The 14,473-nt window shown below is 67.5% G+C and carries 17 protein-coding genes, 1 tRNA gene and 1 pseudogene; 2 read left to right on the forward strand and 17 right to left on the reverse strand.

Going from position 1 to position 14,473, the window contains the following annotated elements; translation table 11 throughout:
• Nucleotides 1-162 precede the first annotated feature (162 nt).
• The 8 genes from BLP62_RS09830 to glpX are packed head-to-tail and all read right to left on the reverse strand — an operon-like array spanning nt 163 to nt 7,679.
• The gene (locus BLP62_RS09830; protein ID WP_176758191.1) at nt 163-1,308 is read right to left on the reverse strand and encodes a class I SAM-dependent rRNA methyltransferase; all 1,146 of its coding nucleotides are present in this window, start codon (nt 1,306-1,308) and stop codon (nt 163-165) included.
• Between the two features lie 30 nt (nt 1,309-1,338).
• Nucleotides 1,339-2,262, reverse strand: a complete 924-nt coding sequence (fba, locus tag BLP62_RS09835; protein WP_093008189.1) for a class II fructose-1,6-bisphosphate aldolase — start codon at nt 2,260-2,262, stop codon at nt 1,339-1,341.
• Complete coding sequence (rpe, locus tag BLP62_RS09840) at nt 2,243-2,911, reverse strand: ribulose-phosphate 3-epimerase (RefSeq protein WP_093008190.1); 669 nt, start codon at nt 2,909-2,911, stop codon at nt 2,243-2,245. Before rpe ends, fba begins: the two co-directional genes overlap by 20 nt.
• A gap of 9 nt (nt 2,912-2,920) precedes the next feature.
• Nucleotides 2,921-3,886, reverse strand: coding sequence for a phosphoribulokinase (locus BLP62_RS09845; RefSeq protein WP_093008191.1), 966 nt, complete (start codon nt 3,884-3,886; stop codon nt 2,921-2,923).
• Complete coding sequence (locus BLP62_RS09850; protein ID WP_093008192.1) at nt 3,876-4,757, reverse strand: AAA family ATPase; 882 nt, start codon at nt 4,755-4,757, stop codon at nt 3,876-3,878. Before BLP62_RS09850 ends, BLP62_RS09845 begins: the two co-directional genes overlap by 11 nt.
• A 57-nt stretch (nt 4,758-4,814) precedes the next feature.
• Nucleotides 4,815-5,246 carry a ribulose bisphosphate carboxylase small subunit gene (locus tag BLP62_RS09855; RefSeq protein ID WP_093008193.1) on the reverse strand — a complete coding sequence of 144 codons (432 nt, stop codon included), beginning with the start codon at nt 5,244-5,246 and terminating at the stop codon, nt 4,815-4,817.
• Nucleotides 5,247-5,258: 12 nt separating this feature from the next.
• Nucleotides 5,259-6,695, reverse strand: a complete 1,437-nt coding sequence (locus BLP62_RS09860; protein ID WP_093008194.1) for a form I ribulose bisphosphate carboxylase large subunit — start codon at nt 6,693-6,695, stop codon at nt 5,259-5,261.
• Nucleotides 6,696-6,704: 9 nt separating this feature from the next.
• Nucleotides 6,705-7,679 carry a class II fructose-bisphosphatase gene (gene glpX / locus BLP62_RS09865; protein ID WP_093008195.1) on the reverse strand — a complete coding sequence of 325 codons (975 nt, stop codon included), beginning with the start codon at nt 7,677-7,679 and terminating at the stop codon, nt 6,705-6,707.
• Nucleotides 7,680-7,749: 70 nt separating this feature from the next.
• Here glpX and BLP62_RS09870 point away from each other — a divergent pair, with 70 nt between their 5' ends.
• Nucleotides 7,750-8,655, forward strand: a complete 906-nt coding sequence (locus tag BLP62_RS09870; RefSeq protein ID WP_093008196.1) for a LysR family transcriptional regulator — start codon at nt 7,750-7,752, stop codon at nt 8,653-8,655.
• On the opposite strand, the gene BLP62_RS09875 is transcribed toward BLP62_RS09870, so the two are convergent.
• The 8 genes from BLP62_RS09875 to tkt are packed head-to-tail and all read right to left on the reverse strand — an operon-like array spanning nt 8,633 to nt 13,840.
• On the reverse strand, nt 8,633-9,073 hold the full coding sequence (locus tag BLP62_RS09875) for a phosphate-starvation-inducible PsiE family protein (protein ID WP_093008197.1): 441 nt from the start codon (nt 9,071-9,073) through the stop codon (nt 8,633-8,635). The two genes, BLP62_RS09870 and BLP62_RS09875, sit on opposite strands and share 23 nt — an antisense overlap.
• Nucleotides 9,074-9,077: 4 nt before the next feature.
• Entirely contained in the window at nt 9,078-9,347 is a 270-nt protein-coding gene (locus tag BLP62_RS09880; protein WP_093008198.1) for a hypothetical protein, read from the reverse strand.
• 9 nt (nt 9,348-9,356) lie between these two features.
• Nucleotides 9,357-9,629: an annexin VII gene (locus tag BLP62_RS09885; protein ID WP_093008199.1), complete on the reverse strand. Its 273-nt coding sequence runs from the start codon at nt 9,627-9,629 to the stop codon at nt 9,357-9,359.
• Nucleotides 9,617-9,925, reverse strand: a complete 309-nt coding sequence (locus BLP62_RS09890; protein WP_093008200.1) for a Dabb family protein — start codon at nt 9,923-9,925, stop codon at nt 9,617-9,619. The genes BLP62_RS09885 and BLP62_RS09890 overlap by 13 nt, the downstream gene beginning before the upstream one ends.
• Complete coding sequence (locus BLP62_RS09895; RefSeq protein ID WP_093008201.1) at nt 9,910-10,662, reverse strand: HAD-IA family hydrolase; 753 nt, start codon at nt 10,660-10,662, stop codon at nt 9,910-9,912. Before BLP62_RS09895 ends, BLP62_RS09890 begins: the two co-directional genes overlap by 16 nt.
• Nucleotides 10,650-11,456, reverse strand: coding sequence for a class II fructose-bisphosphate aldolase (locus tag BLP62_RS09900; protein WP_093008202.1), 807 nt, complete (start codon nt 11,454-11,456; stop codon nt 10,650-10,652). The genes BLP62_RS09895 and BLP62_RS09900 overlap by 13 nt, the downstream gene beginning before the upstream one ends.
• A gap of 9 nt (nt 11,457-11,465) precedes the next feature.
• The gene (locus BLP62_RS09905) at nt 11,466-11,888 is read right to left on the reverse strand and encodes a hypothetical protein (protein ID WP_093008203.1); all 423 of its coding nucleotides are present in this window, start codon (nt 11,886-11,888) and stop codon (nt 11,466-11,468) included.
• Nucleotides 11,885-13,840: a transketolase gene (gene tkt, locus BLP62_RS09910; protein ID WP_093008204.1), complete on the reverse strand. Its 1,956-nt coding sequence runs from the start codon at nt 13,838-13,840 to the stop codon at nt 11,885-11,887. The genes BLP62_RS09905 and tkt overlap by 4 nt, the downstream gene beginning before the upstream one ends.
• A gap of 166 nt (nt 13,841-14,006) precedes the next feature.
• Here tkt and BLP62_RS09915 point away from each other — a divergent pair.
• A tRNA-Arg gene (locus BLP62_RS09915) sits at nt 14,007-14,083 on the forward strand.
• A gap of 61 nt (nt 14,084-14,144) precedes the next feature.
• Here BLP62_RS09915 and BLP62_RS09920 read toward each other — a convergent pair.
• Nucleotides 14,145-14,473, reverse strand: a pseudogene (locus BLP62_RS09920) (IS982 family transposase); the annotation flags it as partial.

Genomic DNA, 14,473 nt, shown 5'->3' on the forward strand with positions numbered 1-14,473 from the left:
TACAGGCAAGGCCCCTTTCCCAGGGGTCATCCCCTTTTTCCCGGTTTCCTTCGCCCGGCCAAGTGCCCGCACCTTGATTTCGCCACATGGGACGCCGGAGGCAGGGCTCTGCGAAGGCTCTTTTGGGGCCCCCGCTCTGGCGCAAGCCAGCCTGGGGTGGTATTAAAGGGCGTCTTCCTGGAGGATGAGGGTCTTCAGGTAGAGGCTTTCCGGGATGTGCAGGCTCCAGGGATGGTCCCCAGGCTGGTGGGTGAGGGCGTGGACCCGAAGGCGCATCCCCCGGTCGGCCGCGGCCCTCCGGGCCACCTCCAAGAGGTCCTCGGCCTTGAGGTAGTAGCTGCAGCTGGAAAGCCAGAGGTAGCCCTCGGGGGCGAGAAGCCTTAGGGCCTCCCGGGTGAGGTCCACCAGGTGGCGCTTCATGGGGGGAAGCTCCTCCGGGCGCTTCACCAGGGTGGGGGGGTCCAGGAGGACGTGGTGGAAGGCCCCCTCGAGGCCCTTAAGCACCGAAAGGGCCTCCCCGTGGCGGATGTCCACCCGAAGCCCGGCCCTAAGGGCGGCCCGGTCCAAGACGGCCAGGGCCTCGAGGTCCTTGTCCACGGCCAAGGCATAGGCCCCCTTGCGGGCCGCCCTCAGGGCGAAGGCCCCCACGTAGCTGTAGACGTCCAAGACCCGCTCCCCTGGGCGCACCATGGCCTCAAAGAGGCGGCGGTTCTCCCGCTGGTCCAGGTAGAAGCCCGTCTTCTGGGCCAAGGAGAGGGGAATGGGGAAAAGGAGGCCGTCCTCCTCCACCTCCAAGACCTCCGGCACCTCCCCGTAGACCACCCCCACCCTTTCGGGCAGGCCCTCCTGCCGCCTGGCCTCGAGGTCGCTCCGCTCGTAGACCCCCTTGGGGGCCACCACCTCCAAAAGGGCGGGAAGCCACACTTCCCTCAGGGCCTCCATCCCCCGGGTGCGCACCTGGAGGACCAGGACCTCCCCGAAGCGGTCCACCACCAGGCCGGGAAGCCCGTCCGCCTCCCCGTGGACCAGGCGGTGGGCGCTTCCCAAGCCCTCCCGCTTCCTCAGGGCCCGGGCGAAGCGCTCCCGGAAAAAGGCCCGGTTCAGGGGGCCCCGGTCAAAGCGGTAGGCGCGGAAGGGCACCCGGGAGCGGGGATCGTAGTAGCCCACCGCCAGGAAGTCCCCCTCCGCCGCCCAGGCCTCGGCCACCCCGGCTTCCTCCGGGGCCTCCTGGAGCTCGTCCCGGTAGAGGTTCGGGTAGAAGTTCCGGACCTTGCGCCCCTTCCCCGGCTTGACCACCACCCTAAGCACGGGCCTCAGAATACCCTGGACGGGAAGCCCTCAGGCCCGGCCCACGGTGCCCATCAGCGCAAACTTCTCCCGGATCACCTGCTTCAGGTACTCCCGGCCCTTGCCGATGATCTTGCGGGGGTCAAACTCCTTGGGGTTTTGCGTCACCACCTCGCGGATGCCCAGGGTCATGGCCAGGCGGAGGTCGGTGTCAATGTTGATCTTGGCGATGCCGTTGGGGATGGCCTTCCGGATGTCCTCGTCGTGGATGCCGGTGGCCTCCTTGAGCTCGGCCCCCGTGGCCAGGAGCTTTTCCTTGAGCCAGGTGGGCACGCCGCTCGCCCCGTGGAGGACCAAGGGCAGGGAGACCCGCTTGCGGATCTCCTCCAGGCGCTTGTGGTCAATGTAGGGGCGGCCCTTCCCCTTATAGGCCCCGTGGCTCGTGCCGATGGCGATGGCCAGGTAGTCTATCCCCGTCTCGGCCACGAAGCGCTCCGCCTCCTCGGGGTCGGTGAGAAAGGCCTCGGCTTCAGAGACCTGGACGTTGTCCTCAATGCCCTGGAGGCGGCCGAGCTCGGCCTCCACGCTCACCCCCACCGCGTGGGCCGCCTCCACCACCTTCTTGGTCTCCCGCACGTTCTCCTCAAAAGGATGGTGGCTCGCGTCAATCATCACGCTGGTGAAGCCCGCCCGGAGGGCCTGCATCACCATGGCGAAGTCCGCCCCGTGGTCCAGGTGGAGGACCACAGGCACCCGCACCCGGCTCGCCATGTCCTTCACCAGGTTGGCCAGGTTCTCCATGCCCGCGTACTTGCGGGCCCCATCGGAAACCTGGATGAAAACCGGGGCCCTGAGCTCCTCGGCCACCTCGAGGATGGCCTGGGTGATCTCCAGGTTGTTGGTGTTGAAGCTGGGAACCGCGTAGCCCTCGCGCCAAGCCTTCTCCAGAACCTCTTTACCTACCACCAAGGGCATAGAGCACCTCCTTGAGCTCCTTCAGGTTTTCCGCCACCGGGCGCCGGTTGAAGAGGGCGCTCCCCGCCACGGCCACGTCCGCCCCCGCCCGGTAGACCTCGGCCAAAGTCTCCTTGTTCACGCCCCCGTCCACCTCTATGAGGCATCCCGGGTTCAGGCGGTCCCGCATGGCCTTGAGGCGGCGAAGCCTCTCCGTGGCGGTGGGGATGTAGCGCTGCCCGCCGAAGCCCGGGTTCACGCTCATGAGGAGGGCCAGGTCCAGCTCGGGCAAAAGGGGCTCAAAGGCCTCGAGGGGGGTGGCGGGGTTGATGGCGAGCCCCGCCTTCTTCCCGAGCTCCTTCACCTTCTGCACCGCCCGGTGGGGGTGGTAGGTGGCCTCAAAGTGGACGGTGATGTGGTCCGCCCCCGCCTTGGCGAAGTCCTCGAGGTAGCGCTCCGGCTGGACGATCATGAGGTGCACGTCCAGGGGCAAGGAGGTGACCCGCCTCACCGCCTCCACCAGGAGGGGCCCGAAGGTGAGGTTAGGGACGAATACCCCGTCCATCACGTCCAGGTGGATCCAGTCCACCCCGGCCGCCTCGGCCTCCTTTATGGCCTCCCCTAGCCTCGCCAGGTCCGCCGTGAGGATGGAGGGCGCGAACTTCAGCATCTTCTCCCCCTAGGCCACCCGCAGGTGTCCCCGCTCAATGGCCAGCTCCCGCATCTTAACCAGGTAGTAGGCGATGATGAGCTGGGTCAGGGCCAGGGGGTAGCTCTGCCCCGCCTTATCCCAGAAGGTGCCCACCAGGCTGGGGTCAAAGTGCTCCGCGTGGGCTCCCAGGTGCTCCCAGATGATGCGCTCAAAGGCCTGGGCCCGCTCGGGGGTCACGTTCCCGGTGATGTCCAGGATGTCCGCCTCCCGCCGTGCCTCCAGGCGGATCAGGGCCTCATCCTCGTAGGCGGAGTGAAGCACCTCGGAAAGGTCCAGGCGGGGAAGGGTGTGCTTCAGGGCGATGCGCACGTTCAGGGTGCTGGGGTTCTCCGGGTCGTAGCCCGGGGGGCGGTAGAAGCGCACGATGATGTCCGCGTGCTCCTTCTGCGGCCAGATGAAGGCCTTGGAATCGGGCATGCGCCGCTCTATGTCCGCCAGAACCTCCTCCGGGGTGTAGCCCCGCTTGGCCACGTCCCGCTTCACCTTCCACTCCCGCCTCAGCTCCTCCTCGGGGTCCAGGTACACCGTGAGGTGGTAGCGGCCCCGGAGGGCGGGGGAGTAGAGGGTGAGAAGCCCCTCCAGGATCACCACCCTGGGGATCAGCCGCCCACCTTCTTCCACCGCACGAGGAGCGGGAACGTACACCGGGGGGTCAAAGGTGCCCGTGGAGTGGTTGTAGACGGGTTTAAGAATGGGCTCCCCCTCCGCCAGGAGGCGCACGTGCTGCTCCATGATGTCCATGTAGTTGCACTCGGGGTTCAAGGGGGTGATGCCCAGCTCCTTGCGCTGCTTGCGGTCGTACTTGTGGTAGTCGTCCACGCAGATGCTGGTGGTGCGCTCCGTACCCAAAAGCCGGGCGATGCCCCCGGAGATGGTGGTCTTGCCCGCCCCCGAGTCGCCGGCGATGCCTAACATGAAGGGCCTATGGGGCATCCTCCTCCTCCTTCTCCTTGAAGACGGAGCTTTGGTAGATGTCGTCCGCTGTGATGGTCATGAGTTCCTCCGGGGTGACGGGCCCCGCCTTCTGGTAAAGCCGGTAAGCCTGGCGCAGCTTGAAGCGGTCCAGGGCGTTGCGGACGCTTCGGGCGTAGGCGAAGTTGGGAAGGCGCATGCGCCTTTCCAGGTACTCCCGGAAGGCCACCTCGGCCTCGGGGGAAAAACGGTACCCCTGCTTTTCCAGCATGATCTTGCCGATCTGGAAAAGCTCCTCCAGGGTGTAAGGGGGGAACTCAATGTGGTGGGCGATGCGGGAACGCATGCCGGGGTTCAGGGCGAAGAACTCCTCCATGCGGTCCTTGTAGCCCGCCAGGATCACCACCAGGTCCTCCCGCTGGTTCTCCATGACCTGGAGGAGGATTTCTATGGTCTCCTGGCCGTAGTCCCGCTCGTTTTCCGCCCGGTAGAGGCTATAGGCCTCGTCAATGAAGAGAACCCCGCCCATGGCCCGCTTCAGGACCTCCTTGGTCTTGGGAGCGGTGTGGCCGATGTACTGGCCCACCAGGTCGTCGCGGCTCGCCACCACCAGGTGGTCGCGGCGGATGTAGCCCAGCTTGTGGAGGATGGTGGCCATGCGCAGAGCCACCGTGGTCTTGCCGGTGCCAGGCGGGCCCACGAAGGCCATGTGCAGGGTGGGACGATCCGCGGTGAGGCCGAGCTCCCGGCGGAGCTTATCCACGGAGAGGTAGGCGGCGATCTCGCGGATGCGCTGCTTCACCGGCCTGAGGCCCACCAGCTCCCGGTCCAAGCCCTCCAGGACCGCCTCAATCTCCGGGTTTTTCACCACCGCCAGGCTTTGCGGCTCCATGGTCCTCCTTGTGGATAAGGAGGGCGGGAAAGACCCGGCCCTCCCTGGGTTCAGGCGTTACTCTTCCCGGTAGCGCTCCCCTTCCGGCTTCTGGGTGGCGTAGGCCTCGAGGGTGTACTTGAGCCTCCTGCCGTCGCTCCAGAGGGTGCGGTGCAGGCGGAAGCCGGGCTCCTCCACGGGAGGCCTATGCGCGATGAAGGAGACCCGCTGGGCCTGCCACATGGGGGAGGGGTCGTAGCCGTTGATCTTGATGTAGTGGTTGGGGAAAGCCTCCCGGCACTTCTTGAACTCGTACATGGCCGGGGCGGGGTCTTCCAGGTCAAACATGGGGAGGCCCCACATGTTCCAGTAGACGTTGTAGGGGCTGGGGTCGTCCGTGTACTCAATGGAGACCGCCCAGCCGTTTTGGATGATGTAGCGGATCTGGGCCTCAATCTCCTCGTCCGTGAGGTCCGGCAGGTAGGAAAAGGTTCCCTGGGTAATCCTCATGGCTTACCTCCTTTAGCTTGGGGTGGGCAGGACATCGGGGGTGTCGGTGGGGGCGAAGTCAAAGGTGACGCTCCCCCAGGTCTCCAAGGCGGCGGCCAGGGCCTTGGAGTGCTGGGCCGCCTTCTTGAGGATCTCGGGCCCCTCGGAAAGGATGTCCCGCCCCTCGTTCCTGGCCTTGACCATGGCCTCGAGGGCCACCCGGTTGGCCGTGGCCCCCGCCTGGATTCCCATGGGGTGGCCGATGGTGCCGCCCCCGAACTGCAAGACCACGTCGTCCCCGAAGAGGGAGAGGAGCAGGTGCATCTGCCCGGCGTGGATGCCCCCCGAGGCCACGGGCATCACCGCGGGCAAATAGGCCCAGTCCTGGTCAAAGAAGATGCCCTTCACGGGGTCGGCCTTCACGTACTGCTCCCTGAGGATGTCGTAGTAGCCCCGCACCAGGTTGGGGTCCCCCTCCAGCTTGCCCACCGCCGTGCCCGCGTGGATGTGGTCCACCCCCAGCATGCGCATCCACTTGGCCAGGACCCGGAAGCTGATGCCGTGGTTCTTCTGCCGGGTGAAGGTGGCGTGGCTCGCCCGGTGCAGGTGGAGGATCATGCCGTTCTTGTGGCACCAGTTGGACACCGACTGCAAAGCGGTGTAGCCCATGGTGAGGTCCACCATGACGATGATGGCCCCAATCTCCTTGGCGAACTCCAGGCGCTCGTAAACGTCCTCCATGGTGGCGGCGGTGACGTTCATGTAGTGGCCCTTGCGTTCGCCAGTCACCTGCTCCGCCTTCATCACCGCCTCCTGGGCGTAGAGGAAGCGGTCCCGCCAGCGCATGAAGGGCTGGGAGTTGATGTTCTCGTCGTCCTTGGTGAAGTCCAGCCCTCCCGCCAAGGCCTCGTAGACCACGCGCCCGTAGTTCCTGCCGGAAAGCCCCAGCTTGGGCTTCACCGTGGCCCCGAGGAGGGGGCGGCCGTACTTGTTCAGCATGTCCCGCTCCACGGGGATGCCGTGGGGGGCCCCCTTGAAGGTCTTAAGGTAGGCCACGGGGACGCGGAGGTCCTCGAGGCGCAAGGCCCGCAAGGCCTTGAAGCCGAAGACGTTGCCGATGATGGAGGAGGTCATGTTGGCGATGGAGCCTTCCTCAAAGAGGGCCAGGTCGTAGGCGATCCAGGCGAAGTACTGTTCGGGGTTCCCCGGCACCGGTTCCACCCGGTAGGCCTTGGCCTGGTAGCGTTCCAAGCTCGTGAGGCGGTCCGTCCAGACCACGGTCCAGGTGGCGGTGGAGGACTCCCCCGCCACCGCCGCCGCCGCCTCCTCCGGCTCAATGCCCGGCTGGGGGGTGATGCGGAAAAGGGCCAGGGTATCCGTGTCTTTGGGCTCGTAGTCGGGCTGCCAGTAGCCCATTTCCTTGTACTCCACCACCCCACCCTTCTTGTACATGGTCTTCTTGTCCGTCATGCCCACCTCCTAATAGGCCACGGGGCTGATGCCCCGAAGCTTGTCCAGCTGGTGCCAGGCCTCCACCTTGCGCAGGGTACGGGTAGCCCCCCGGATCACCAGGCTCTCCGTCCAGGCCCGGTGCTGCCCGTAGCGCACCCCCTTGAGGAAGGGGCCATCGGTGATGCCGGTGGCGGCGAAATGGGTGTCCTCGGCTTGGCAAAGCTCTTCCAACGTGAAGACTTTGTCCAGGTCAAAGCCGGCATGGACCAGGTTCCAACGCTCTTCCTCGCTCTGGGGGTCCAGGCGCATCTGCATCCCGCCCCCCAGGGCCCGGACGGCCACGGCGGCGATCACCCCCTCCGGGGTGCCCCCCGTGCCCATGAGGACGTCTATGCCCGTGTCCGGAAGCACCGCGGCCAGGGCCCCCGCCACGTCCCCGTCCGTCTGCAGGCTGATGCGGGCCCCCGCCAGGCGGATCTCCTCTATGAGCCGGGCGTGCCGGGGTTTGTCCAGGACGAACACGGTGAGCTCGCGCACCTCCTTGCGGAGGGCCCGGGCGATCTCCTTGAGGTTCTCGGCCACGGAAGCCCGGAGGTCAATGGCCTCCCGGGCCTCGGGGCCCACCACCAGCTTGGCGGCGTAAAAACCGGGTCCGGGGTTGAAGAGGGCCCCCTCCGGAGCGGCGGCGATGACGCTGATGGCCCCGTACCGCCCCAGGGCGAGGAGCCGCGTCCCCTCCACGGGGTCCACGGCCAGGTCCCAAAGAGGGCCTTCGCCCTGGCCCAGAACCTCGCCGTTGAAGAGCATGGGGGCGCGGTCTTTTTCCCCCTCGCCGATGACCACCCTTCCCCGGAACTCCAAGGCGTTGAGGAGAAGGCGCATGGCCTCCACCGCGGCCCGGTCCCCGCCCTCCTTATCCCCCCGGCCCACGAAGCGGGCCGAGGCCAGGGCGGCGGCCTCGGTGGCCCGCATGAGGTCCAGGCCCAGGTTGCGGGTTGGCATAGCCATGGGCTTACCTTAGAAGGGGGGATTTATTATTGCAATCATATGCTTCTCCTCATACCATAAGCATATGCTCATATCCAAAAACGCTAAGCTCCCCAACCCCGCCGCCTTAAGGGTCTTCGTCACGGTGGTGGAGGAAGGAGGGGTAGGCCGGGCCGCCCTGGCCCTGGGCATCACCCAGCCTGCGGTGAGCCAGTACCTGCGGAGCCTGGAAGAGCAGGTGGGCCACCCCCTCTTTGAGCGGCAGGGGCGGCACCTGGTCCTCACCCGGGTGGGGGAAGCCCTCCTCCCGGAGGCCCGGCGGGTGGTGCAGGCCCTGGAAGGGTTCCAGCGGGTCTCCCAGGCCATGGGGCGGCTAGAGCTGGGGGAGGTCACCCTGGGGGCTTCCACCACCATGGCCACCTACGTGGTTCCCTTCTTCCTCAAGAGGTTCCACGAGGCCCACCCCGGGATACGGGTCCACGTGGAGAGCGGGAGCTCGGAAAGGCTCGCGGAGCGCCTCCTGGGCGGCGAGCTGGAACTCGCCATCCTCGAGGGGGTGGAGCGGTGGGAAGGCTACGAGCGGGAACTCTTCTACGAGGACGAGCTGGTGCTCATCGTGCCCCCGGACCACCCCTGGGCGGGCCGGGAGGAGGTGCCGCCCGAATGGCTAAGCCGGGAAAGCCTGGTGGTGCGCAAACCGGGCTCCATGACCTGGCGGGCCCTGGAGAGGGCTTTTGAGCAGGCGAACCTTGACCTAAGCCCCACCTTCTACACCGACAACAACGAGGTCACCAAGCGGCTGGTGTTGGCCGGGGCCGGGGTGGGCATCGTGAGCCGGGTGGTGGTCCAACCGAACCTCAAGGTGGGCAACCTCAAGGCCCTGCGCCTGGCCCCTCCGGTGGGGGAGATCCGCCGCTACTTCTGGCTGGTCCACCCCAGACGGGTGACCAACCCTGCGGCCCAGGCCCTCATTGCCCTCCTGCGGGCCTGACCAGGCGAATGGCCAGGGCGAAGGCCACCACCATGAGGGAAAGGAGGCCGAGCTCGGCCAAAACGGCCATGAAGGCGGGGTCGGCCAGGTCAAACTTCTCCACCGCCTCGGCGGTGAGCACCAGAACCCGCCTCACCGCGGCGATGATGCCGATGATGAGGAAGGGGGTGGCCTCCAGGGTCCCCTCCCGGGCGAAGCGAAGCAGGGTGTAGAGGATCTCCGCCAGCATTAAGGCCAAAAGTACCCGGTCCAAAAGCCCTAAGACCACCTCCCCGTAATCCCCCTTGAGGAGGTGCTGGACCCCTTCCATCAAGGTGCTGAGGAGAAGGACCGCCGCCCCGGCGGCGATGAGGAAGCCCGCGAAAAGGTAGATGGCGGTCTCGGTGCCCTGGAGGATCCGGAAAGCGTCCCGCCTCACCCCCTCAGTCTACGTCGTTCAGGTAGGTGAAATCCCCCTGATCCTCCAGGAAGCGCCGCATGGCGTAGGGAGGGCGCACCTGGCCCTCCTCGGGCAAGGGGCCTTCCATCCAGTGGGGCTTGGCGGTGGGGGGTGGGCCCTGGAAGCCGTAGAAGTAGTAAAGGACCCAGTAGCCGTGGTCGTCCTTCAGGACCACCGCGTCCCCGTAGCCGTCCTCCAGGACCTTGACCGCCCGCGCCTTGGCCTCGCCGTAGGGCAGCTCGTCGTACTCCATGGTTTCCTCCTACTTGGACTCGTTGACAAAGGACATGTAGCCGTTTTCCTCCAGCCAACGGGCCTGGTCGTAAGGGAGGCGGAAACCTTCCCAGGAAGGGGCGGGGCCTTCCACCCAGTCCGGGGTTTCCTCGGGGTCTGGGGCCCTCCGCCCCTGGAGGCCAAAGAGGTAGTAGAGGGCGTAGTAGCCCCCTTCCCCCTCGAGGACCAACCCCTCCCCCACCCCGTCCACCAGGACCTTCAAGGCTTTGCCCTCCGCTTCCCTGTAGCTCAGGTGCCGCATAGCACCTCCGTGACCACCAGGTAGTCGGCGGTGATCCGGTCCCGGGCCATGGGGCGGAAGACCCCGTCGGCGAAGGCCACGTGCAGGGGGTGGTCCCGGTAGAAGGCCACCACCTCCGGCCCCTCAAAGAGGACGGAAAGCCAGTAGCGGTAACGGGCTTCCGGGGAGAGGGCCTCCCCGTAGCGCAAACCGCAGACCCCGGGGATCTGCAAGAGGACCTCTTGGGCCTTGCGCACCATCTCCCGCACCTCCTCGGGGCTGGCCTCGGCGTTGAACACGATCAGGTGCTCCACCACGCTTGCACCTCCTTCACGTAATCCAGGTCCACCACCACCCGCTCCCCCGCCCGGGGGCCCTGCAGGACGGGGGCGGGGTTGTCCCGGTCTCCCAGGTGGGGCAGCAGGGCCTGGGCCTCCCGGAAGTCCTGGTCCAGGGTGTAAAGGCTCGGGGTGACGAGGACGGGAAACCCCGCCTCGAGGCCCGCCAGAAGGCCGTTGCGGGAGTCCTCCACCACCACCCCTTCCCCGGGGGCAAGCCCCAAGGCCTCGCGGGCCAGGAGGTAGATGCCGGGGTCCGGCTTCTTCCGCGCCACCACGTCCCCCGCCAGGACCAAGGAGAACCGGCCCTTAAGCCCCGTGCCTTCCAGGAAGGCCTCGGCGTTCTCCGGGCTCGTGGTGGTGGCCAGAACGAGTTTGACCCCGGCCTCCTGGGCCTCGGCCAAAAGCCGCCTCACCCCGGGGCGCAGGGCCACCCCATAGGTGCGAAGGAGCTCCAGATAAACCCCGGTCTTGTAGCGGTGGACCTCGGCCACCTCCTCCCAGGTGAGGCGCGGCGCCCCCGGGGTCTCCTCCAGGGCCCGCTTAAGGCGCTCCTTGCCCCCCGTGGTCCAAAGGAGACGGGCGTAGGTGTCCTGGTCCCAGTAAAGGGGGAGGCCGAAGTGGGCGAAGGCCCGGTTGAAGGCCTCCCGGTGGAGCTCCTCCGTTTCCGCCAGGGTGCCGTCCAGGTCAAAGAGAAGGGCCTTCAACCCCACCATAGCCGCATCCGGGCTTCCACCAGGCCCTTAAGCACCTCCTTCATACCCGCCATAAGGGCCAGGTAGTCCTCTCCTGGGGCCTCCTTCAAGGCCTCCGCCGCCTTTAAGGCCAAGTCGGCGTAGAGGTTGATCTTCCGGATGCCCCGGGCCACCACCGCCCGGTAGTCTTCCGGGGAAAGCCCCGAGGCCCCGTGGAGGACCAAGGGAACGGGCAAGCGGGAAAGCTCCTCCAGGAGAGGCAGGTTGAGGCGGACCGCGCCCTTGTGCAGGCCGTGGCGGGTGCCGATGCTCACCGCCAGGGCGTCCACCCCGGTTTCCTCCAGGAACACCCGGGCCTCCTCCGGGTCCGTGTAGGCCAGGGGACCTTCGTCCACCGCCTCCCCGTACCCGCCGGGCACCGCCCCCACCTCCCCCTCCACCGTGGCCCCGAAGGCCCGGGCCACCTCGGCCGCCAGCCGGGTCTGGCGGATGTTCTCCTCCAGAGGCAGGTGGCTTCCGTCCAGCATCACGCTGGTGAAGCCAAGCCTCAGGGCCTCCACCACCGCCTCCAGACTCTCCCCGTGGTCCAGGTGCAGGGCCACGGGCACCCTGGCCGCCTCGGCCAGGGCCCTGAGCCCTGGGGCCAGGGCCTTCAGGGGAGGGCCTCCCAGGTGGGGCGCCACGCTGAGGACCACGGGCAGGCCTAGGGTCTCGGCCCCCTCTAGGACCGCCTCGGCCCACTCCAAACCCACCACGTCAAAGGCCCCCACCGCCCGCCCCTTCTCCGGAATCACCTCCCGCAAGGTGGCCAGCATCCCCACCCCCTAGGCGCCGAAGACCATGCCCTCGCCCCGCATCCCCAGGAAGCGGGGCACCGGGCCGTGGGCCCACACGGCCACGTCTGCCCCCAGGGCCAAGGCGGCCTCGGCGGCGGAAAGGACCGGCAGGGACGGGTTGGCCGCCAAGAGGGCCATCCCCTGGGGCGCAAGACCCAAGGCCTGGAGCCGTCTGCCGATGACCCGTTGGGCGTAGAGGTCCTCCAGGGCCACCTTTCCCTCCTTGTGCACCTCCTCCCCCAGTTCCCGGGCCGCCTGGGCGTTCTGCAAGACCCCAAGGAGCGCGTGCCGCGCCCCCAAGACGGCGTGGGCCGCCCGGGTGCCGTTGGCGGTGGCCCGGATCCCGTCCACCCCGATGGCCGTGCCGGGGTAGCCCGAGGGGATGGGCAGGAGGTGGGCGCAAAACCTCATAGCAAGGCTTCCAGAGCCTCCGCCACCCGTTCGGGGGTGAACCCCAGGCGCTCGTAGACCTCGGGGTAGGGGGCGCTGGCCCCGAAGCGGTCCAGGCCCACCACCTTGTGGGCGTACCGCTCCCACCCCAGGCTGGCCCCCGCCTCCACGGCCACCACCGGAAGCCCCGGGGGCAGGACCTCTTGGCGGTAGGCCTCGGGCTGGGCGGCGAAGAGCTCAAAGGAAGGCAGGCTCACCACCCGGACCCGCACCCCCTTCTCCAGGAGGAGGGCTCTGGCCTTCAGGGCCAGGTGCACCTCGCTCCCCGTGGCCACGAGGACCCCTTGGGGCTTTTCGGCGTCTTCCAGGACGTAGCCTCCCCGCAAAAGCCCCCTGGCCTTCTCCGGGGAGAGGAGGGGCACCGCCTGGCGGGTGAGGACGAGGGCGGTGGGGCCCTCCTTGCGCCTTAAGGCCACCTGCCAGGCGTAAAAGGTCTCGTAGGCGTCCGCGGGGCGGATCACAAAGAGGTTCGGCATGGCCCGAAGGCTCATGAGGTGCTCCACGGGCTGGTGGGTGGGGCCGTCCTCGCCCAGGGCAATGGAGTCGTGGGTGAAGACGAAGACCGTGGGGGTCTCCATGAGGGCGGCGAGGCGGATGGCGGGGCGCATGTAGTCGGAGAAGACGAGGAAGGTCCCCCCGTAGGCCCGGTACCCCCCGTGGAGGTTGAGGCCGTTCAGGATGGCCCCCATGGCGTGCTCCCGCACCCCGAAGTGGAGGTAGCGGCCCAGGGGGTTCTGGGGGCTGAAGTCCTGCATTCCCTGGGCCTGGGTGTTGTTGGAGGGGGTGAGGTCGGCGCTTCCCCCAAGGAGCTCGGGCACGCGGGGGGCGAGGAGGTCCAGGGCCTTGCCGCTCGCCGCCCGGGTGGCGATGGGCTTGTCAAAGGATGGGGGCGCTTCGGGCAAGGGCGGAAGCTCCCCTCGCAGACGGCGCATGAGCTCCTGGTGGAGGTCCGGGTATTCCCGGGCGTAGGCCTCGAGGGCCTTCTCCCAGGCCTCCTGCCAGGCCCGTCCCCTCTCCCGCATGTCCATGTGGCGGTAGACCTCCTCGGGCACCACGAAGGGGGGGTAGGGCCAGCCCAGGTTCTTTCGGGTGGCCTCCACCGCCTCAGGGCCCAAGGGCTCCCCGTGGGCCTTGTGGGAGTCCTGCTTGGGGGAGCCGAAGCCGATGTGGCTCCGCACGGCGATGAGGGTGGGGCGCTCGTCCAGCTTGGCGAGCTTGATGGCGTGGCGGAGGGCCTCGAGGTCGTTGGCGTCCTCCACCCTAAGGGTCTGCCAGCCGTAGGCCCGGTAACGGGCGAGCACGTCCTCGGTAAAGGCGAGGTCCGTGGAGCCGTCAATGGAGATGCGGTTATTGTCCCAGAAGACGATGAGCTTGGAAAGCCGCCAGTGCCCCGCCAGGGAACTGGCCTCCCCCGACACCCCTTCCATGAGGTCCCCGTCCGAGGCGAGGACGTAGGTGTAGTGGTCCACCACCACGTGCCCCGGGCGGTTGAACTCGGCGGCGAGCTTCCTTTCCGCCAGGGCGAGCCCCACGGCGGTGGAGATCCCCTGGCCCAGGGGCCCCGTGGTCACCTCCACCCCCGGGGTGTGGCCGCGCTCGGGGTGGCCCGGGGTCTTGGAGCCCCACTGGCGGAAGCTTTTCAGCTCCTCCAGGGGAAGGTCGTAGCCCGTGAGGTGGAGGACGGCGTAGAGGAGCATGGAGCCGTGCCCGGCGGAGAGGACGAAGCGGTCGCGGTCGGGCCAGGCGGGGTCTAAGGGGTTGTGGCGCATGACCTCCCGAAAGAGGAGGTAGGCCAAGGGCGCCATGGCCATGGGCATCCCGGGGTGGCCGCTTTTCGCCTTCTCCACCGCGTCTATGGCCAAAAAGCGGATGGCGTTCACCGATAGGGCGGTGAGGTCCTTGGTCTCGGTCATGGTTCCCTCCAGGGTAAAGGGCCGTGAAGCCCGGCACAAGCGGGGCCCCGGCCCCTTGGGATAAAAGGACGCTTATGGAAGGCCCCTTTACCCCCAGGGGAAGACTATACCCCTTCGGGCGGCTTGCCTCGGGCCCTCCTGGGGTGCTACAATCCCAAGGGCGTGGGCGCCCGTAGCTCAGCAGGATAGAGCGGGGGCTTCCTAAGCCCTAGGTCGGGGGTTCGAATCCCTCCGGGCGCACCAGAACGTAACCCTCCCGCCCACGCTTCCGTGGGCGGGGCCTTTTTTACGGTAACCCAAGTTGCTACCCAGCCATCTTCTGGGTCAGGAGACTGATGTTATGGGCCAGGACGAAGGTGAGAACTTTGATGACGAAACCCTCCTGGGTCACGGCGTGGATGCGCCTGGGGAAGAGGTGATGGAGCATGCTCCCCACCGTCTCCACCACCCTCCGCCCCACGATGGCCAGGTACTGCATCCAAGGGAGATACCGCCGGCTGTTCCTCCTGCGGATGACCATGGGAACAACCTCCTGGGCCTCCCGGAGGAGGTCCTCGTACAGATGGCTCTCGTACCCCCGGTCCAGGTAGAGCTCCGCCCCCTCGGGAAGGTCCAGGGGAAGGAGGAGAAGCG

Source organism: Thermus arciformis (assembly GCF_900102145.1).
GTDB lineage: Bacteria > Deinococcota > Deinococci > Deinococcales > Thermaceae > Thermus > Thermus arciformis.